The organism is Paenibacillus cymbidii (genome assembly GCF_004764705.1).
GTDB classification, from domain to species: Bacteria; Bacillota; Bacilli; order Paenibacillales; family NBRC-103111; genus Paenibacillus_AN; species Paenibacillus_AN cymbidii.
In genome coordinates, this window is the sequence record NZ_SHLX01000023.1 from 16,076 (window position 1) to 36,279 (window position 20,204).

Sequence of the window (20,204 nt, forward strand, 5' to 3'; positions counted from 1 at the left end):
CTTGCGCTCGCCCGATTTTATGTTATCGTAGCAGTTGAAGGTTTGACTTGAAGCGGAAGGAAGGGAATCCACGTTGGCGATCGTATATACGCCGTCGCAAATCGCCGCCGATCTGAAGATCAGCACCACCACGCTGCGGCGCTATGAAGAGCAGGGGCTGCTTCCGGACGTGCCGAGGAAGGCGGGCAATCATCGCTATTACTTGCCCATCCATTTGCAAGCATTCGCGACGATTCGCGCGCTGCTGCAAGGCTTCGATATCCCGGTGGCCTACGCCGTCATGCGCGCCGTCAAGACGGGGAACGCGACCGAAGCGTTCTGGCTGATGAACCGGCAGTTGGCCGCCACGCAAGCGGAGAAGCAGCGAACGGAGGACATTCTCGGCATGATCCGGAGCGCCGACTTTCCCGCCTCGCTTCAGGTCAAACGAGCGAATGCCATGACGATCGGTCAGGCAGCCGCACTGGCCGGCGTCAATCCGTCCGCCATCCGACATTGGGAGAAAGAAGGGCTCATCCGTTCGGAGCGGAACAAGGATAACGGTTATCGCCAATTTTCCGTTCATGCGCTGCGCAACATCCTGGTGATTGCCCGCTTGAGGCGAACCGTGTATTACATGGAGCAGATGAAAGCGCTCCTGGATGAACTGGACAACCGCCGGTATGCCGCCGTCGATCGTTCGCTCCATCTGGCGCTTGAGCATCTGGGCCGGCAGCTTGCCAGCCAATTCGCAGGTGTGGCGCAGCTAGTTCCTTATGCCGCCTCCATGTCAAAAAGTGTATCGGGGTAAGAAATTGAATCTTGTTGGCCGCTCGCGCCTGCACCTATACTAAGCTTGCAATCGATTGCAAGGAGGTGCGCGACAAGTGAAACCGAACTTGCGTTTCGGAATTGGCATCATCGGCTGCGGCGCGATTTCGTCTGCCCATTGGACGGGGTACGCAGCGTTGGCGGATGAATGCGAGATCAAGGCAGTATGCGACCTGGATGCAAAAAGAGCGCGGCAGCTGGCGGACAAGGGCGTCGGTGTCGAGGCATACGACGATTACCGGGAGCTGCTGGCCAGGGACGACATTCACATCGTGTCGGTGTGCACGCCGCCTTCGTTCCACAGGCAGCCGGTGCAGGACGCGCTGCGGGCCGGCAAGCACGTACTGGTCGAAAAGCCGTTCGGCGCCTCGCTGCAGGAATGCGACGAGATGATCGAGACAGCGCGGGCATGCGGCCGGAAGCTGGTCGTCACGTTCCAGTACCGGTACCGCCGCGACTTCAATCAGGTGCGCCACCTGCTTGCCTGCGGCGCGATCGGCGACGTCGTGTTTGCGCAGATGAACGCGCTGTACTGGCGCGGCGCCCGTTACTACGAAGTGCCGTGGCGCGGCAAGTGGAGCACGGAGTGCGGCGGCGTAACGACGATCCAGGCCATTCATCCGCTGGACATTTTTCTCTGGCTGCTTGGCGACGTGGAGAGCGTCTACGCCGAGATGGACACCATGGCGCACGACGTTGAAGTAGAGGACATTGCAATGGCAATCATCCGGTTCAAAAGCGGGGTCGTCGCGCAAATCGCCTGCACGGTCAACTCGGTCAAAAGCGATATCAGCATGGAATTTTCCGGCCGCAACCGGGCGGTCAGCATTCCGCTAGCGTTCCATGCAGTGCGATCTAACGACCGCGGCACGCCGGAAATCGACGAAGCGGGGATCCGCGAGCTGGAGCGCATCGCCGCCCAGATCGAAACAGGGACGGACGACCATACCGGCCCGATCGGCGACTTGTTCGCGGCGATTCGCGAAGATCGGGAGCCGCTGGTTGGCGGCCCGCAAGGCCGCAACGTGACGGAGACGATCGCCGCCATGTACAAGTCGGCAACGACGGGCGACGCGGTCCGCCTGCCGATCGCGAAGGACGATCCGTGGTACACGACGGCGGGCTTGCAGCAGCTCGTGCGAAAAGGCGGGCGGGGCGATCGCACCTTGCAACAAAAATAACCAGTGAAACCACTGGTTTTTTTGTTGCCTTTTTTGCCAATTAGTTTCCGCGAACTCCGACCCGGACAGCGAGTTGGTTCGTTCACAATTTGGACACATTTTTTTAAGCTTATTTTTATTTTCGTTTAAGGTTGGCTTATTGTTTTAACCGTATAGTAAGTTTGGTCAAAATAGGAGAGAGAAGAGAAACGAAGCTGAATGACGGGAAAGGGATTGCGATCCTTTTTTAACTAAAGGAGGGTGTCGTTGTGCTGGAAGTCAAGAAGGTCAGTAAATTGTACGAGCACCAGCGCGGGGTCGATCACATCGATTTTTCGATGAACCGCGGCGAAATCGTCGGCTTCCTCGGGCCGAACGGAGCGGGCAAAACGACCACGATGCGGATGATTACCGGGTACTTGAACCCGACGCGCGGCAGCATTTTCGTCGACGGGCTGTCGATGGCCGAACATCCGAAGAAGGCGCGCAAGAAGATCGGCTACTTGCCGGAGACGCCGCCGCTGTATCCGGAGATGTCGGTCATCTCCTATCTGAAGTTTATCGCCGACCTGCGCGATATTCCGGCCCGCGAACAGAAAGCCGCGATTTCCGAAACGATCGGCAAGCTCGGCCTGAACGGCCGCGAGAAGCAAATTATCCGCAGCCTGTCGAAAGGCTACAAGCAGCGCCTCGGTCTGGCGCAGGCAATTCTGCACAAGCCGGATTTGCTCATTCTCGACGAGCCGACGTCGGGTCTCGACCCGAAGCAAATTATCGAAATCCGCGAGCTGATCAAAGAACTCGGACGCAATCACACGGTGCTGCTCAGCACGCACATCTTGCCCGAGGTCAATGCGATCTGCAACCGAGTCATCATCATCAATCAAGGCCGTATCGTGCTCGACGACAAGCCGCAAAACATCGGCAACTCGATGGGCGACACGTTTGAAGTGAGCCTTGAAGTGAAAGGCCAGCGCGAAACGATCGTGCGCGAGCTGAAGAGTGTGGCCGGCGTAGCCGAGGTGAAGGTGCGCGGCAACGAAGAGGACGGCAAGGGCGCCGCGGCAACGGGCGAAGGCTCCGTGCTGCTGCGGGTGACGTCGAAGGATCGCGCCGACGTTCGCGAAGCGATTTTCTACAAGCTGGCGGGCGCCAAGCTGCCGATTATCGGCATGCGCAAGGAAAGCCTGAGCCTCGAGGACGTGTTCCTGAAGCTGACGACGAACGAGCGCCAGCAGCCGGCCGGCGGGGATACGTTCCCCGAGGACTTCGAGGAAGAAGCCGAACCGGCTGCGCCAGCCGCGCCGCCGGCGGACGACGATAGCAAGGAGGGCAAAGGCGATGCGTAGAGTGCTGGCCATCACCCGCAAGGAATTGCAGCTGTATTTTTTCTCCCCGATCGCCTATGTGGCGTTTGCGTTTTATTTTGTCCTGAGCGGGCTGTTTTTTAGTCTCGACTTTCTCAATTCGCAAATTGTCGATGTGCGGCCGGTGTTCGGGAACATTACTTTCTTCTATCTGTTCATCATTCCGCTGCTGACGATGAAGCTGATGTCGGACGAGCTGCGGCAAGGCACGGACGAACTGCTGCTGACGTCCCCGGCGAGCATTTTCGAAATCGTGTTCGGCAAATATTTGGCCGCGGTGTTCATGCAGTTCCTGCTGGTGGCGATCAGCCTGATCTATCCGCTGATTCTGTCCCAGTACGGCAAGCTGGACCAGCCGGTCATGTGGCTGTCCTACCTCGGCATGTTCCTGCTCGGCTCGGCGATGATGGCCGTCGGCCTGTTCGCTTCGTCGCTGTCGGCGCATCAAATGATCGCGGGCATCGCCGGCGTGGCGTTCCTGATCGTGCTGTGGGTCATCGGCTATACGGGCGACATGGTGCCGAAGATCAAGGACTGGGTAGACCAATTTTCGATTATCGACCGGACCGTCAATTTCCAAAAAGGCGTGCTCGATTTGGCCGACGTCTTGTTCTATATTACGTTAATCATTCTGTTTCTCGTCCTCAGCATTCAGGTGCTGGAACGGAAACGGCTGCGATAGGGGGGAAGTCGCTTGAAAAACTGGATGAAAGGCACGAATGCGGTCATTTTGGCGGTAGCGGCGGTGGGGATATTCATCTTGCTGACGATTTTCCTCTACTCCCTGAAAGGGACGCAGTGGGATTTGACCAAGAGCAAAAAATACACGCTGTCCGATCAGACGATCACCGCGCTCAAACAAGTCAAGGACGACATTCACGTCACTGCGTTCACCGAACCGGGGCAAGGCGCCGTCAACCGGCAAATTACCGATTTGCTGGAAGAGTACCATAAGCGCAACAGCAAGTTTACATGGGAAGAAGTCGATCCGAAGAAAAAGCCGGCCATCGCCGAGAAGTACAAAATCGAACAATACAACACGCTCGTTTTCGAAATGGGCGGCAAAACAAAAAACGTCGACGGCAACTCGCTGTTCGGCCAGGGCTCGACCCAAACCTCCTACGCGTTCAGCGGGGAAGAGAAGTTTACGCAAGCGATCCTGACGCTCATGTCCAATGAGAAAAAATCGCTGTACCTCATCAGCGGCCACGGCGAGCTGACGGCGGCGAACGCGGCCGGACTGACCGCGGCGTTTACGGACGAAGGCTATGAAGTGAAGGATTTGAACCTGTTCAAGGAAGCGGCCATCCCGGAAGATGCCAAAACGTTGATGGTGCTCGGCCCGCAAAGCGATATCAGCGACAAGGAAGCGGAGCTGCTCAAAGGGTTCGTGAAGGACAAGGGCAAGCTATTCGTTTCGCTCGGTCTGGCCAAAGGCATGGACACCTGGAAAAACTGGAACGACCTGCTGAACACGCTCGGCGTCAAAAACGATCAGGCGCTCATCGTCGAAAGCAAACAAACGCTGCAAAACGATCCGCTGACCTTCGTGCCGTCGTACGGCTATCACGAGATTACTTCGAAGCTGGACGGCCAAGGCATCGTCGTTGCGCTGCCGGCGGCGCTGGCGCTCGGCAACGATGCGAACAACGCGGACTACCAGTCGACGGCGCTGCTGCGCACGTCCGACGCGGCGATCGGCAAGGTCGATCTGTCGAAGTTCCTCGGCGCGGGCAATATTACGGCGAACGATTTGAAGGCGACCGATAAAGACTTGAAAGGGCCGCTCGATCTCGCTTACGCCGTTTCGACCAAAACGGACAGCAAGCCGAAGGCGGTCATTATCGGCAACACGTATTTCCTGACGAACGACGTGCTTTCGTTCCAGGGCAACAAGGATTTTATCCTCAACAGCGTGGGCTGGCTTGACGAGCAGCAAACGTCGCTGACGATCCGGCCGCGCGAAGACGAACAAATGCAGCAAGTGTTCATCACGCAGGCGAAAGGCGACATGATCCTGTACGGCACGACAATCGGCATTCCGCTCGTATTCTTGCTCATTGGCGGTGCCATCTGGTGGAGGAGGAGAAAAGGATGAAGAAATTCCTCCCGACTATCCTGCTTGTGGTCATCTGTGTCGGCGGCTTCATTTACGCGTCGAACAAATCGTTCTTCAAGAAAGAAGAGCCGATCGATGTGAAGCAGCTTATTTCGATCAAGGCGGACGACGTCAAGTCGGTTTCGCTGCCGGACGGGGACAACCGGATCGAAATGTCGCGCAAGGACGAATCGACCTGGGAAATGCAAAAGCCGGCGAATGTGCCGCTCAGCAGCTCGACGGTCGACGGCTGGGTCAACTCGTTCGCCTACCTTACCTACACGTCGAAGGTGGACGAAAACGCGACCGACCTGGCGCAATACCAGCTTGACAAGCCGCTGCTGACGTACCAGGTGACGATGAAGGACGGCACGGCGCACAAGCTGCTGATCGGCAAAGCGCTGCCGGTCGCCGGCACGTCGTACGCGAAGCTGGAGGAGTCGCCGGTGGTGTACGAGCTGTCGGACGATACGATCCAGACGTTGGCGCAAACGGCGGACAGCTTCGCCGACCAGCGGGCGCTTCCGTTCAACTACGACAAAGTCGTTTCGATGACGGTCGAATGGAAAGGCCAGAAGTGGGCGCTGACCAAAGCGCAGTCGGACAAGTCGGTGTTCGAATCGACGTGGAAGCTCGGCGACAAGGAGCTGAAGCCGGAGGAAGGAACGCCGCTGCTCGACGCGGCGATCGGTCTGGAAGGCAGCGGCTTGCCGCAGGCGGCTTCCGCGGTCAAGGTCGACAATCCGGAGCTGAAGATCGAAGTGAAGGAGAAAGACGGCGACAAGGAAACGTCGAACGTGTACGTCGGCAAAGTCGCCGAAACGAACGTCAACATCGTCAAGCAAGGCGGCGCGTGGGCGTACGCGGTTGCGCTGGACAGCGTGCAGGCGCTGTACGACCAGGGCGTGGCGGCCATGACGGCGCCGAGCCCGTCGCCTAGCGCCGCGGCGAGCGTTGCGCCAAGCGTTACGCCAAGCGCAAGCGTGTCGCCGAGCGCGGCGAAGTAAACGTTGCGAGCCCCTCCCCCGTTTGGGCGGGGGCTTTTTTGTGTGCGCGCCGAAAGTGACGATCGCCCCAAAAAAGGTATATCGCCGCCCGAAGAACCGCGCCGCGCAAGCGTGTTAACCGATCGAAATCATGTATATTGTGCCGGATGCGAGCAGCCGGGTACATTGGATGGTAAGTAAAAGAGCAAGGAGGTGACATTCGTGCGCAGCATGTTCCCCGCTTCTGGTCGTCGGCATAAGGGTTGGGAAACCGGAAACTGTTGAGGGAAGGACAAATCCAATTGCCCATGAAAGGGGCCAAGATGACATTGAGGAACCATTTCCGTTATTTGAAAGCGCTTTTATTGGTTGCGGCCATGCTTGCTGCCATCCTGGCACTGCCGACGGCTCCCGCACAAGCGGCAGATGCCTATGACGACCTGCGGGCCAAAATGTACGATATGCTGACCGGCGGACCGACTTACGATCCGGCGGACCCTGACATTGCCGGCAAAATCGCCGTCATTACGACCAGAGCCCAGACCAACTGGAATTCGATGAACAAAAGCTCGGGAAGAACGTACCTGTGGAGCGACCTCGCCTCCACTACGATATCGAAGGATGCGCTCGGCAGCTATCAGCGGCTGGAGGAAATGTCGCTTGCTTACGCTACGAGAGGCTCCGGTCTGCACAATAATGCCGCTTTGCTGGCGGATATCATCGGCGGCATGGATTGGATGCATACCAACCGGTATAACAAGGACGTGCCGTATCGCGGCTACGACAACTGGTACGATTGGACGATCGGCATGCCGCTCAGCATCAACACCACCACGACGTTGATCTATGACCATTTGACCGCGACGCAGATCGGCAATTGGCACGCCGTCATCGATCATCAGGCGCTGAAAGTGGGATCCGGGCTTGTCGTAGCCAATCGCGCATGGGGCGGCTTCATCAAAATCGCCAGCGGCATTATTGTCAAGAACAGCGCCAAAATCAGCGATGGAATCGACGAGCTTGGTCCGGTATTCGATTATGTCGCCTCGGGCGAAGGGATATACAGGGACGGCTCCATTCTGCAGCATACGGCGCTGATCGCTTATAACGGAGGATACGGGGTCAGCATGATCGATACGTTGACCAAGTCGATGTATATCGTGGCAGGCTCCTCCTGGGATATTACCGACCCGGATATCAACCATATTTACGAGTGGGTGTACAGTGCCTTCGAGCCGCTCTTTTACAACGACTCGATGATGGATATGGTAAGAGGAAGGGATATTTCCCGGTACGCCAGCGACGACAAAGGGTTGACCTCCATGGGCAATTTGGGCGCATCCGTGGTAAGGATGGCATATTCCGCGCCTTCGGCCGGCGATCGGACAGCCTACAAGTCGATGGTCAAAAAGTGGATGAATGAGGCAACCTCGCCTACCAAGTATGCGGATTTGAGCTCGATCAGCACCATCGTGCAAGCGAAAGCGATCGTGACCGATCCCTCCGTCTCCCCGAGAGCGGCGCTTGTCGCAAACAAACAGTATCCGAATATGGCCAGAACCGTACACCTCAGACCGGATTTCGCCTTCGGCATCAGCATGTCCTCCGACAGGGTCGGCAATTATGAGCTGGTCAACAAGTCGAATTTGAAGGGATGGCATACCGGGGACGGCATGACCTATCTGTATAATTCGGACGTGGGCCAGTACAAGGATTCCTTCTGGGCGACGGTAAACAGTTATCGTTTGCCCGGCACGACGGTCAATCAGAATACGACAGCGGCAGCTCAATCGAAAAATCCGAACAGTTGGGTCGGAGGATCGGAAATCGCCGGCTTGTACGGGGCCACGGGCATGCAGTATACCGCAAACGGAGCCACGCTCACGGCGAAAAAATCATGGTTCATGTTTGACGACGAAATCGTCAATTTGGGCGCCGGCATTACGTCCGCGGACAACAAGGTAGTGGAAACCATTGTCGAGAACCGCAAGCTGAACGGCAGCGGGAACAACGCGCTTCGCGTCAATGGAGTCGCCAAGTCGACGGCGCTTGGCTGGAGCGAAACGATGGCGGGAGTGAACCGGATTCATCTGACGGGGAACGTTGCAGGTTCCGATATCGGCTATTATTTCCCCGGGTCGGCCACGATCAAGGGCTTGCGCGAGTCGCGAACGGACCAGTGGTGGAGCATCAACCAATTTTATGCGGGCGATCCCGAATATACGACAAACCGGACACGCAACTACATGAACCTGTGGTTCGATCACGGCACGAATCCGACCAACGGGCAATACGCTTACGTCCTGCTTCCGGGAATGTCCAGCGCGCAGGTGGACGCCTATGCGACAACCCCGGACATTACGGTAGTGGAAAATTCAACCGATGCGCAGGCGGCAAAAGAAAATACGCTGGGCGTGATGGGCATCAACTTCTGGAACGACATCATCAAGAAAGTGGATATCATCACCAGCAACAAGAAGGCATCCGTAATGACCCGGACGACGGCAAACGAGTTTGAAATTTCCGTATCCGATCCTACGATGCAGAATGGCGGGTATATCGATATCCAGGCGGATATCGCCGCGGCCAGTCTCGTTTCCGCCGATCCGGGGGTAATCGTCAAGCAGCTTTCCCCCACGATCGTGCTGTCGGTTAATGTGAACGGAGCCATCGGCCAGTCGTTCAAAGCCAAATTCAATCGGACGGGAACGCCGGTGCCGTTGCCGGCCCTGCCGCCGGCGGGCGACAATCTCGCGCTGAACAAAGCCGTTACCGCCTCCAGTTCCGTGGAACAAGGCAACTATACCAAATCCAGAGTCGTCGACGGCACGCGTTCCTCGACAGCAAGCTCTGCGGGGTGGAGCAGCGCGGGCAGCGTAACGACGAATCACACGGAATGGGTGACGGTGAACCTTGGCAGCAGCAAAACGATCGACCGGGTCGATCTGTATCCGAAGAACGATTACGCGGCGGGCTACGGCTTTCCGGTAGACTTCACCATTCAGTTGTCAGCTGACAACGTGAACTGGACGACGGCGGTAACGCAAACGGGATATCCGATGCCCGACGGCTCGGTCCAGAGCTTTACCTTCGCTCCGGCCAACGCGCAATACGTGAGAATCCATACGACGAAAATCAGGCCTTTGCTTTACGACAACAATCAGTACAAGGTGCAGCTGGCGGAAATTGAAGTGTACGCTCCGGTCAACCTGGCCTACAACAAGACCATTGCCGCCTCCAGCTCGTACGAGAGCACTTCCTGGGGCAAGACCAAAGCGGTCGATGCGAAACAATCTTCAGTAACGGGATCGATGGGATGGACCAGCGATGACAATCGGTACGCCAATCACGCCGAGTGGGTAACGGTCGATTTGGGCGCTGTCAAGGACGTGGGCCGGGTGGATCTTCATCCGCGGAACGATGGCGTCAATACGGGGTATGGGTTCCCGGTCGATTTTACGATTCAGACGTCAACCGATAATATCAACTGGACGACAGCGGTGACGCAAACCGGCTATCCGATGCCGGGGGATGTGGCGCAAAGCTTCTCTTTCCCGAGTACCGCCGCGAGATACATCAAGGTGAACGGCACAAGTCTGCGGGCGAATCCGAATGACGCGAACCAGTACCGGATGCAATTCGCCGAATTCGAGGTGTATCCGGGGAACCTGGCACTGGGCAAAACCGTGACCTCCTCCAGCTCCGTCGAGAACGCCAACTTTGGCGTCGGCAAAGCGGTCGACGGGCAGACGCTGGCGCTTCCGGGAGCGATGGGGTGGAGCAGCAACGACAATCGGAACACCAATCATACGGAGTGGGTGACGGTTGACCTCGGTTCCGTGCAAAACGTGAGCCGGGTGAATTTGTACCAGCGCAACGACGGCGACAACAGAGGATATGGGCTGCCGGTGGACTTTACGATTCAGGTGTCCGCGGACAATGTCAACTGGACGACGGTGGTCAGCAAAACCGGCTATCCGTTAGTCGTGGACTACGCGCGAGGTTTCGCTTTCCCGAGTACCAGCGCACGGTATGTCAAGATCAACGGCACGAATCTGCGGGCCAACCCGTACGACCAAAATCTGTATCGCATGCAATTTACGGAAATCGAAATTTATAACTGAAGCGCCTGCAGCAGCATCTCTTCAGGCGGACCATCGCTCTCCCGCGGCATCCTATGCCGGGGAGGGCGATTTTTTTCACCCATCGGAGCCGGGCAACCAAAATAGCCCATGAAAAATGACGACCGGAAGCATCTGTGGATACCGTTCGACTGGCCGCGGGACGAACCGTTCGATGCCGGGTTCTTCGCTGAAATGGTAAAGCATGCGCCACCCTCCCCAATGGAACTGCTTGCTTCGTAATTGACAGATTCAATGCCGCGGCGCGATTTCCTTCCTCCTGTTACATGACCAGTGAACCGTGTTTAAGCTTATCGACATTTTTTTATCTTTCCTGAAATAATGCCCACGTTTCGAAAAGAAGTCCGTATCGTCTTTGTGCGAACGCCTCTACAATGGGGCTCATAGCAGATGCGATTCCGAACGCACCTTCTGCAGAAAGATGGAATGGGAGGCATAAGACATGCAAACCGGAGTGACCCCGCAGAGGGCGAGCCCCACCGATCGTCCGAAAGAAGGGGAAGGCCGGACAGCCGCTTTCGGGAAGAAGTGGCGCAATAGCGGCGTGCTGCTGTTGATGGTTTCGCCCTGTTTATTGTACTATGTGTTGTTCAAATATTTGCCGATTTTTGGAATTGTCATCTCGTTTAAAGATTACAATCTTTATCGAGGCATCTGGGCAAGTCATTGGGTCGGATTCAGGTACTACCATATGTTTCTTCAGAATCCCGACTTCTGGCCGATTCTTCGCAACACGATTCTGCTCGGCGCCTACAAGCTGTTGTTCGGGTTTCCCGTACCGGTTGCGATTGCGCTGTTCATGAATGAATTGAAGCATGCGGCCTTCAAGCGGTTTGTTCAGACGGCGAGCTACTTGCCGCACTTTATTTCCAATGTCGTCGTGGCAAGCATGGTGGTGCTCTTCCTGTCGCCCAGCAGCGGGCTGGTGAACCGGATACTCGCTTCGCTGGGGATCCCGGCGGTTAATTTTTTGGTTGATCCGGGCTGGTTCCGCACGATTTATGTGGCCTCCGATATATGGCAGCACTTCGGGTGGGAGACGATTATATTTCTGGCTGCGCTTACGGCCATTGATCCGGTGCTGTACGAGGCCGCCGATATCGACGGCGCGAATCGCGCCCGCAAGCTTGTCCATGTTACCCTTCCGGGAATTATGCCCGCTGTCATGATCGTTTTAATCCTGAATGTGGGGAAAGTGCTCGAAATCGGTTTCGAAAAAGTATATTTGCTGTCCAATCCGGCTACGTACGGGACGTCCGATATCATCAGCACTTATGTTTACCGGGTGGGCCTTACCAGCTCCAATTTCAGCTATGCGACTGCCATAGATTTGATGACGGGCGTGGTCAGTCTTGTTTTCCTGCTCTCCGCGAACTACTTGAGCCGCAAATTTTCCGAAAACAGCCTATGGTAGGTGACAACTGGTGATAAAACGACGGATAAGCTGGTTTGCATTCTTGAACGTGATTCTGTTATCAGGCGTTGCCCTTGCTACCTTGTACCCTTTTGTATATATGCTGGCCGTTTCGCTAAGCAGGGACATCTTCATTTTGCGTAACGAAATTACGTTTTATCCCAAGGGCTTTAATCTGGATGTGTACAGGCTGGTCTTGAGCGATTCTTTAATTGTCCGGGCGTACGGCAATACGATCCTGTATACCGTGATCGGCACGCTGCTGTCGCTGGCGGTGACCGGCATGGGAGCTTATGCCTTGTCCAAGAAGCATCTGGTGTTTCACAGAAGCTTCACGATTCTCATTATCGTCACGATGTTCTTCAGCGGCGGGATGATTCCGACGTTTCTGGTCGTGAAGAGTATGGAGCTGATGAACACGATTTGGGCGATGGTGCTGCCAAGCGCCGTCAGTACGTTCAATCTTCTGGTGATGCGCTCCTTCTTTTATAGTATTCCTGCCGAGCTGGAAGAGTCGGGAAGGATGGACGGCTTGAATGATTTTGGCGTTTTTTGGAGAATCGTACTCCCTTTATCGCAGGCGGCGTTGGCGACAATCGGCTTGTATTACGCGGTGGCGCTATGGAATAATTTCTACCTTCCGTTCCTGTACCTGACTGACCCGCAATTATTCCCGCTGCAGGTTGTTCTGCGCAGTATTGTGCTTGCAGGCTCAAGCGCGTTTGGCGATGCGAATAGCGTAGGGGGTGATCAAGTAGTTGTAGACGAAGCGCTGAAGTATACTGTCATCATGGTAGCGACAATACCGATTTTGTGCATCTATCCGTTTTTGCAAAAGTATTTCGTCAAGGGGGCTCTGATCGGCGCCGTCAAGGGCTGACGGGGAACGAGCAATTGATTACGGCGCCAGCGGCGCCGTGAGGAAACCAATTCAATCACGAGGTGAGAATATGAAGAAAAACGCACTACTCCTGCTGGCTATGTCGCTGGGTCTGTCTCTTGCGAGCGGATGCACGTCAGGCAAAAGCACCAGCAGCGGGCCGAGCGGCAATCCAACCAGCGCAAGCCCATCGGCATCCGGCGCTTCCCCGACGGCCAGCGCGCCGCCAACCAAACACACCTTTTCCTTGCTTACGGAATCCAATCCCAGTTGGCCATACAGCGCCGATTGGCCGGCTTGGAAGTGGATCGAAGAGAAAACGGGCGCCAAGCTGAATGTTAGCACTCCTCCGGGCAAGATGGACGAAGCTGTCAATTTGGCCGTCGCTTCCGGGGAAATCCCCGATCTTGTGATCGTGAAGGAACTGGCGCAAGCCAACAAATTTGGCCAGCAGGGCGCATTCGTAAATATTTTGGACTATAAGAAGGATATGCCGAACTTTGTCAAATGGATGGAGAAGTACCCGGATATTACACGGGCCCAACTGGCGGCAGACGGCAAGCTGTATCAATTCCCCAACCAGGGCTTCGGCGAAACGAATCGAACCATCTGGATGTATCGGGAGGACATTTTCAAGAAAAACAATTTGAAGATCCCCGCGAATTATGAGGAATTGTACCAGACAGCGAAAAAGCTGAAAGAACAATATCCGGACAGCTATCCGCTGGTTTTCCGAATCGGCGGGGATCGGCTGCAAGTGTTGAACTACATCTCGGCCAACTTCGGAACGCATAACAACTTCTTCTACGACAAAGACAAGAAGGATGTTCGCTACGGCCCGACCGAGCCGGCATTCAAGACAATGATCGAGTATCTGAACAAGTTCTACAAGGAAGGCCTGATCCCGCCGGATTTCCTGACGCTTGAGACGAAGCAATGGCAGGACATGATGGCTGCCGGCAAGTCCTTCATTACGATCGATTACATTGGTCGGATCGACTTTTTTAACTTGGCGATGCGCAAGGACAACCCCCAATATAACATAGCCTTCATGGCTCCACCTGCCGGCGGGCCGGGCGGCAAACAGCAAAATGCCTATACGCAGGTTGTGACAGGCGGGTTTGTCGTCTCTTTCAAGTCCAAGCAGATTGGCGACATCATGAAGTTTATCGATTATTTCTATTCCGAAGACGGCAAACAGATGGCCAGCTGGGGCAAGGAAGGCGAAACCTTTACGGTGGAGAACGGCAAGAAAAAAATGAAGGCCGATATCGTCGACGTGACCGATTTGCGGAAAAAGACGGGCCTTGCCACATACGGGACGTATACGTGGATCGACTATGACGCTCACCTGGCGTTGTCCTCCAAGGAATTGCAGGCCGCCTTTGCCGACGCGCCCAAATACGACTCTACTTATAAAGCGTTGCCGGCCTTCTCCAGCAGCGAGGACGAGACGGTGTCGACGACAGGAGCAGCGGTAGATAAACACCGGAATGAAAATGTGGCGAAGTTCATCTTGGGCGAAAGACCTCTGTCAGAATGGGACCAGTATGTAGCGGAACAGAAGAAGCTGGGTCTGGACAAGCTTCTGACGCTATATAAAACCGCATACGACCGCAGTGAAAAAGTCACCTTGAAGTAAGTTTCGGGCGGACAGGACGAGTCGCCGTCCTGTCCGCCTGGCAATGCCGCTACAGGCGAACGATATGATGGGAGAGATGGAAGTGCAACAATTGGATCGACTGCGCGCGCGGTTGGCGTTGGGCGGCAACCTGCCGGGCACGGGGACGGCGGCGGAGCGTTGGAGCGAATCGGAAGCGGCGTTGTTGAACCATTACCGGGCACGGGAACGGCCTGTTTTTTTCTTCGGAAGGGAGAAGCGGCAGAGGCTCGTTCAACTATGCCGCACCTGCTGTCCCGACCAGGTGGAGCAAGTGCTCCTCTCGGGCCGGATGGCGCTTGAGAACTGTTTCAAGCTGGACGGCACTCCGCAAGATCGCCCATACTGGCCATTCGGCGAACGAATCGACTATGGCTCCATCCCGTTTGTCGATCGGGAGAGCTATTTTCATCTCCAACGGATGTACTGGCTGATCGATCTGGCCAAAACCTACTGGTATACGGACGATGAGGCCTTTGCCGCCAAGTTCGCGCAACAGATCGACGAATGGCTGGTCCGGTGGCCGAATGCGGAAGAGGATATGGACAAGGTGGCCGATTATTCGGCCTGGAGGCCGCTCGAAGCCGCTTTGCGGATGAAGCATTGGGTGTGGGCTTATGTGGCGTTTCAGGATTCTCCCCACTGGACGCCGGAGCTGCACGTGCGTTTCCTGAACAGCCTCTACGATCATGCCGACTATGTCTCCCGCCATATCGCCCGGCTCGATCACAACCATACGATCATGGAGATGGAAGGGCTGCTGCATGCGGCGGTCATGTTTCCCGAATTCGATCGTGCGGCGGAATGGCGCCAGACGGCGATCCGGACGCTGGAGCAGTGCATCCGGCTGCAATTGTATGACGACGGCATCCATATCGAGGCGATTCCCGACTACCACATGAAGGTCGTGTTCTGGTTTGCGGTACCGATGGTGCTGGCCGAAAAGAACGGCTATCGCTTCAGCCCCGAGTATAAAGCCAAACTGAAAAGCATGTTCGAATTCGCCAAATACGGATACCGCCCGAACGGCCAATGCAGTCCGTTCGGAGACGGGGAGGTCTACAGCGAATATTCGCGTCGGCAAGCCTGGTCGCTCGGTTATGAGCTGTTCGGCCTGGAGGACCTGATGGAGCATGCGGCGCCGGATGAATGGTTGGCGTGGCATTTGGGCCCGGACACGCTCGGCCGGTTGGCCGAAGCGAACTTCCGGGAGACGCGGATCTCGCCGGGACCGGCTTCCAAGGCGTTCGCAAGCGGCGGGTACTATTGCCTGCAGAGCGGATGGGACGAAGCGGCCCGTTATGCGCTCCTGCGCTGCGGTCCCTTCGTTTACGGACATCCGCATGCGGATTTGCTGAGCATCGATCTGTACGCGTACGGCCGGCCTTTGCTGGGGGAGGCGGGAAAATACACGTACAACGAATGTACGGACCGGCGATATGTAAAAGGGACCGCGGGCCACAATACGATCGTCGTAGACGGAGCGGACCAGGCCGAGTACTTGACCCGCATGCAGTTCAAAGAAACGCCGGCATTCCGTTTGAACAGATGGATGACGACGGAGACGGACGCTTTCGTCGATGCGGAGCATGACGGTTACCACCGGCTGGGCGGACAGGTCAGCCATCGGCGGCAGCTGCTTATGGTGGAGGGAAACTGGTACGCGGTCATTGACCGGATTACCGGTACGGGGAACCGCGATATCGAACAATACTGGCATCTCGACAGCACCGCCGTTTCCCTCGATCCGGCCACGCTGGAGGCCCGAACGGTAGATAAGGGCCGGCCCAATTTGCGCGTGATCCCGTTCGCGAACCGTACAGTCAAGGCCGAGCTGTTGGACGACTGGATCTCGGAACGTTACGGGACGAAGAAGCCTTCGAAGACGTTGCGGTACTGGATGAAAGGCGACCTGCCGATGAACGTGCTGACCCTGCTCATTCCGGAGCAAGCGGGACAAACGAGTCGCACGGAAATTCGCCATTGCCGGATCGAGGCGGAGACGGCCGAGATTCATGTTGATCTGAACGGCGTATCCTATGAAATATCGGTGGGGTCCGCCATCAGCATCCGCCGGGACTAAACGGAAGGGGAGAGGAACCGCCATGGGGAGTCCATCGATTATCGCAAGGGAAATGCATCCGGACGAACTGGAACGGGGCTTGACGGTCAGGAACGGCATATTCCCGCCCATTGCGCCGCCGGACTGGTCTCGCGGCGAGGAGAAGACCGCTGCCATTGCGATGCAGGGGGAAGAGGCGATAGGCTTCATCCCGCTCTATTTGCGCGATATCCAGCTTATGCCGGGCGTCCGTATTAAAGCCGCCTTCGAGAATTCCGTCGGCACGCTGGAAGCTTATCGGGGGCAAGGCGTGGGAGCGATGATGATCGAAGCGGCCGCAACGTTCCTGAAAGGGAAAGCCGATGCGATGTTTCTGTACCGGGGCGACGAGCGAAGCGCGGGTTACCGGTTTTATACCCAAACGGGACACTCCGATCTCATGTACATTCGTACTTATGTTCAAGCGTTCGGAACGGACCGGAGCCCGGGTTCGTTCGCCCTGCCTCCCGGCGTCACGATCGATGAAGGCGTACAGAGCGTCGTGGCGCAGCAAGAACGGCTGCTGGAGCTGTTCGAGGCGACGTACGGGTCATATGGCGGCTTTCCGGCCCGATCGCCGGGCTATTGGTCCCGCGCGTTCGGTTCGACGATTTATGTCGCGCGGCCGACCGAGTTTTATTTCGTGCAGCTCCGGGAACAGGGGCGTCTGACCGCTTACGCCATTGTGGGCAAGGAGCCCAGAGAGGGCGAGAGGGGACCGCTCAAGCTGCACGAAATGGCCTCCGAAGCCGGCTGTACGGATCGGGCGAGGCTTGTGCTTGACGCAGTAGCGGGTTTGGGCGAATGGAAAGGATGGACGGCGTTCCATCTCCAAATCTCGGCCGCTCACCCGTACGCGGCTCTTCTGCAGGAACTCGGGTATCAGGCGCGGCCGAGGTCGTCGCAAATGATGGCTCGGCTGCACGATCCGGGGGCGCTGGCAGGCCGCATCTGGAGGGAGCGACTCCGGCTGCCGGACATCCGGTTGAAGGTGTGGACGCCCAAGCAAGAGTTGACGCTGCTGGAGGGGGGAGACTTCCCGGAGCGGACGGTCACGCTGGAGATGAAGGAGGAGATGCTGACGCGCTTTCTGCTTGGGCGGCTGGATCTGCAGGCGCGGGTGAAGGAAGGCTCCGTGACGGTTTGCGACGGCACGGAGGCAATCCTGGGCCGCGTGGCCCGGGCGATTCCCCAGGCCGATTGGGTGTATCACCATCTGGACTATATTTGAAATTCAGCGAAAAAGCGCAACCCCAGTGGTTGCGCTTTTTCGATTTGGAGCCTATTTCCCCCATTCCTCCCGATCGCCGGTCATTCGCCGTATTGTTCGAAGTAGCGCCGGTAGGCCGGTTCGGCCCAGCTTGCCTTCAGCCCGTTGTTGTACAGGTCGAACCGACCGGAGGGCTTCGTCGCCTCCTGATTGCGCTCCAGCTTCTCCGCATACGCACGGGCTCTGGCGAAAGCGCGCTTCGCTTGCTGCTCGCGCCCGCTCCAGCGGAACAGGTTGGTACGGGCCATATTGTAGAGGAAGTGGACCATATCCTCCAGATAGGAGAACCGCATCTCGTCCTCGAGCAATCTCCGTACTACCGCCTCGTCGCGAGCGGCCATGAGGGCGCTGTCGATCTGTCGGCGGCAGCGGGCGAGCAGTTCGACGGTTTGCACCAGACTGATGCCTGCGTTCGGATCGTCAAGAACCGTATCGTATTGCATATGCCGGAGCGGAAACAACTGTTCGGCGTCCCGCACCAGAAGGCCCGCGAGGGAGAGGCGTTGGTCGCCCAAGTACTGATAGTGCTTGAGGAATTTGGCGTTGCGCATGGCCGTCTCAAGCGTCTCGTAAAAGTGCCGCATCTCTGTTGCCAGCTCTTTGTAGGAAAGCGAAAAATAATCGGCGAGAAGCGGTTCCGAATCCGATTCGGGATTCCATAGCAGACGGTACAACTGGTAGTTGGTCAACGCCGTGGTCCCCCACCGCCGGTCCGTCATGTGCATGTAGTGAAAGTGTCGAATGCCGGTCTTGTAGTAAAACGGGATCTCGTGCTTCATGATCGTCATAAACGGCACGGGGCTGGCCGCGAACGAGCCGACATTGTAATATTCGCCGATGAACAGCTCACCGGTATAGTGCCGATCGGGAGCGGTTGTCCACGGCCGGTAGGTGCGCATCAAATCGGCGTTCGTTTCGGTGCAGGCTTCGTCCTCCAGGAAATGGACATAACAACGCTCGATCGGGAAATAAGTCGGGTAGCAGTTCGCGTAATCGTAGTCGTCCGGGAGCGGCCTGTCCGGCGGCGGCAGCGTCTCGTGATAGACGGGAAACAAAATCTTGATATCGCGTTTCAAGGCTCCTTGCTGCAGCGCTTGCCGAATCGTTTGCCGCAGCCGGTTCGCGACCAGAATCATTTTGTAGGAGTAGTTGCCGGCCGCTTCGCATAGCTCGCAAGAGCACCACCTTCCGTTGTCGAGCATCCAGAAATTGACGTAATCCACATGCTTCCATTCGCCGTCAATCAAGTCCTGCACGACGTTTTTGCACAGCTCGGTTGTGGCGTCTTCGTTAGTCGTGCAGTAATTGTCCCCGCAGCCTTCCTCTTCGCCTTCGCCTACATTGTCGCTGCGCTTTCCGTCGACGAGACCGAACCATTCCGGATGCGCTTCGAAATAGGTCGGGATGCCGTCGCCTTCCATGCCGCTCCGGTATTCCGGGCTGACGGAATAAGGGTCCTCCGCCAACGGGTAAGGGTACGGCCGATGCGGGTTCAAATACCGGGACAGGATGTTGTGCCCGCCGGCACAAATCCGTACTCCGCGTTTTTTCAGTTTGTGCGGCTCATGCACGCGGTCCAGGAAGGCGAAGTTGATCCGGTTGCGGCCTAACCAATCGGTCAATTCCTCCGAGGAATCGTCGATGTGTTCGCTGTAAATCCCGCGGGTCCGGAAGCGGGGAAAGTCGGCGAAGTCGCGGGGCGGGACGACGAACGGCGCCACCGGCGGGTTCACGGCCCCTATGTCGCCCAGACCGAACCAACGGAAGCCGAGCGTCTCCAGAAAGGCGTAGACGGCGTACAGGGTGCCCACCCGGCATGTGCCGGCAAGCAGCAAGCTGCGGCGGCCTTCCTCCTCAAGCGTCAGGACCCAGTACCCCTCCCCGGGCAACTGGGTCCACTCCTCGCGGCGATCGAGACGATGCAGCTCAAACAGCCGGCGCGTGCGTGTATTGTGCGCGGGTCCGCCTACGAGGATGCGATCTGTTGCTTCCTCCGGGACCGGGCTGTCCATATCCAGGAACGGGAAATGCCGTTCGTCGAGAGCATCCGCTCCCGTCAGTCGGCATAAATGCCGGCGCAGCTCGACGGCGGCGAAGCACGCCGTACAGGCGGCGGCGTCGGGGTTGGACTCGTCGGACCAGTCGACTTCCCGCTCGGCGAAAGCGGCCTCCGGGACGGTAGCGAATCGGCCCTTGTTCACGACAATCGGCGTTTCTGCAAATGCGGTCACTGCGTTTACCTCCTCGTGCAATAGGAATGAAGATTGCCCCTCTTCTACGATAACCGAAATCGCCGGCAGGAGGGATGAACCATTT

13 protein-coding genes are annotated in these 20,204 nt (G+C 57.0%); 12 read left to right on the forward strand and 1 reads right to left on the reverse strand.

The genetic code is table 11. The annotated features are described in order from the left end of the window. The first annotated feature begins 73 nt into the window (after positions 1–73). The 12 genes from EXY20_RS26355 (at position 74) to EXY20_RS26410 (ending at position 17,849) form a co-directional block, all read left to right on the forward strand. Positions 74–790 (forward strand): MerR family transcriptional regulator, encoded by a 717-nt coding sequence (locus tag EXY20_RS26355; RefSeq protein WP_135555126.1) that lies wholly within the window; start codon positions 74–76, stop codon positions 788–790. A gap of 76 nt (positions 791–866) precedes the next feature. After that, the gene (locus EXY20_RS26360) at positions 867–1,991 is read left to right on the forward strand and encodes a Gfo/Idh/MocA family protein (protein WP_167859539.1); all 1,125 of its coding nucleotides are present in this window, start codon (positions 867–869) and stop codon (positions 1,989–1,991) included. Positions 1,992–2,239: 248 nt separating this feature from the next. Beyond that, positions 2,240–3,319 (forward strand): ABC transporter ATP-binding protein, encoded by a 1,080-nt coding sequence (locus EXY20_RS26365; protein WP_135555128.1) that lies wholly within the window; start codon positions 2,240–2,242, stop codon positions 3,317–3,319. Next, positions 3,312–4,019 carry an ABC transporter permease gene (locus tag EXY20_RS26370; protein ID WP_167859540.1) on the forward strand — a complete coding sequence of 236 codons (708 nt, stop codon included), beginning with the start codon at positions 3,312–3,314 and terminating at the stop codon, positions 4,017–4,019. The genes EXY20_RS26365 and EXY20_RS26370 overlap by 8 nt, the downstream gene beginning before the upstream one ends. A 12-nt stretch (positions 4,020–4,031) precedes the next feature. Next, a complete protein-coding gene (locus EXY20_RS26375) occupies positions 4,032–5,435 on the forward strand; it encodes a GldG family protein (protein WP_135555129.1) in 1,404 nt (467 codons plus the stop codon). Further along, positions 5,432–6,442, forward strand: a complete 1,011-nt coding sequence (locus tag EXY20_RS26380; protein ID WP_135555130.1) for a DUF4340 domain-containing protein — start codon at positions 5,432–5,434, stop codon at positions 6,440–6,442. The genes EXY20_RS26375 and EXY20_RS26380 overlap by 4 nt, the downstream gene beginning before the upstream one ends. Positions 6,443–6,744: 302 nt before the next feature. Then, positions 6,745–10,545: a polysaccharide lyase family 8 super-sandwich domain-containing protein gene (locus tag EXY20_RS26385; RefSeq protein ID WP_167859541.1), complete on the forward strand. Its 3,801-nt coding sequence runs from the start codon at positions 6,745–6,747 to the stop codon at positions 10,543–10,545. 574 nt (positions 10,546–11,119) lie between these two features. Next, positions 11,120–11,977, forward strand: a complete 858-nt coding sequence (locus EXY20_RS26390) for an ABC transporter permease (protein WP_235886211.1) — start codon at positions 11,120–11,122, stop codon at positions 11,975–11,977. A 196-nt stretch (positions 11,978–12,173) separates the two neighbouring features. Then, positions 12,174–12,857, forward strand: a complete 684-nt coding sequence (locus tag EXY20_RS26395) for a carbohydrate ABC transporter permease (RefSeq protein WP_328592597.1) — start codon at positions 12,174–12,176, stop codon at positions 12,855–12,857. A gap of 70 nt (positions 12,858–12,927) precedes the next feature. Beyond that, on the forward strand, positions 12,928–14,499 hold the full coding sequence (locus tag EXY20_RS26400) for a type 2 periplasmic-binding domain-containing protein (RefSeq protein ID WP_135555133.1): 1,572 nt from the start codon (positions 12,928–12,930) through the stop codon (positions 14,497–14,499). 82 nt (positions 14,500–14,581) lie between these two features. Beyond that, positions 14,582–16,600 (forward strand): alginate lyase family protein, encoded by a 2,019-nt coding sequence (locus EXY20_RS26405; protein ID WP_167859542.1) that lies wholly within the window; start codon positions 14,582–14,584, stop codon positions 16,598–16,600. A 22-nt stretch (positions 16,601–16,622) separates the two neighbouring features. After that, positions 16,623–17,849: a GNAT family N-acetyltransferase gene (locus tag EXY20_RS26410; RefSeq protein ID WP_167859543.1), complete on the forward strand. Its 1,227-nt coding sequence runs from the start codon at positions 16,623–16,625 to the stop codon at positions 17,847–17,849. A gap of 80 nt (positions 17,850–17,929) precedes the next feature. Here the strand turns inward: EXY20_RS26410 and EXY20_RS26415 are convergent, their stop codons facing one another. Then, complete coding sequence (locus tag EXY20_RS26415; protein ID WP_135555136.1) at positions 17,930–20,119, reverse strand: DUF4838 domain-containing protein; 2,190 nt, start codon at positions 20,117–20,119, stop codon at positions 17,930–17,932. Positions 20,120–20,204 lie beyond the last annotated feature (85 nt).

Coding starts and splice junctions, on each gene's coding strand:
- EXY20_RS26400 (WP_135555133.1), top strand. CDS start 12,928: ATGAAGAAAAACGCACTACTCCTGCTGGCTATGTCGCTGGGTCTGTCT.
- EXY20_RS26380 (WP_135555130.1), top strand. CDS start 5,432: ATGAAGAAATTCCTCCCGACTATCCTGCTTGTGGTCATCTGTGTCGGC.
- EXY20_RS26410 (WP_167859543.1), top strand. CDS start 16,623: ATGGGGAGTCCATCGATTATCGCAAGGGAAATGCATCCGGACGAACTG.
- EXY20_RS26385 (WP_167859541.1), top strand. CDS start 6,745: ATGACATTGAGGAACCATTTCCGTTATTTGAAAGCGCTTTTATTGGTT.
- EXY20_RS26390 (WP_235886211.1), top strand. CDS start 11,120: ATGGTTTCGCCCTGTTTATTGTACTATGTGTTGTTCAAATATTTGCCG.
- EXY20_RS26370 (WP_167859540.1), top strand. CDS start 3,312: ATGCGTAGAGTGCTGGCCATCACCCGCAAGGAATTGCAGCTGTATTTT.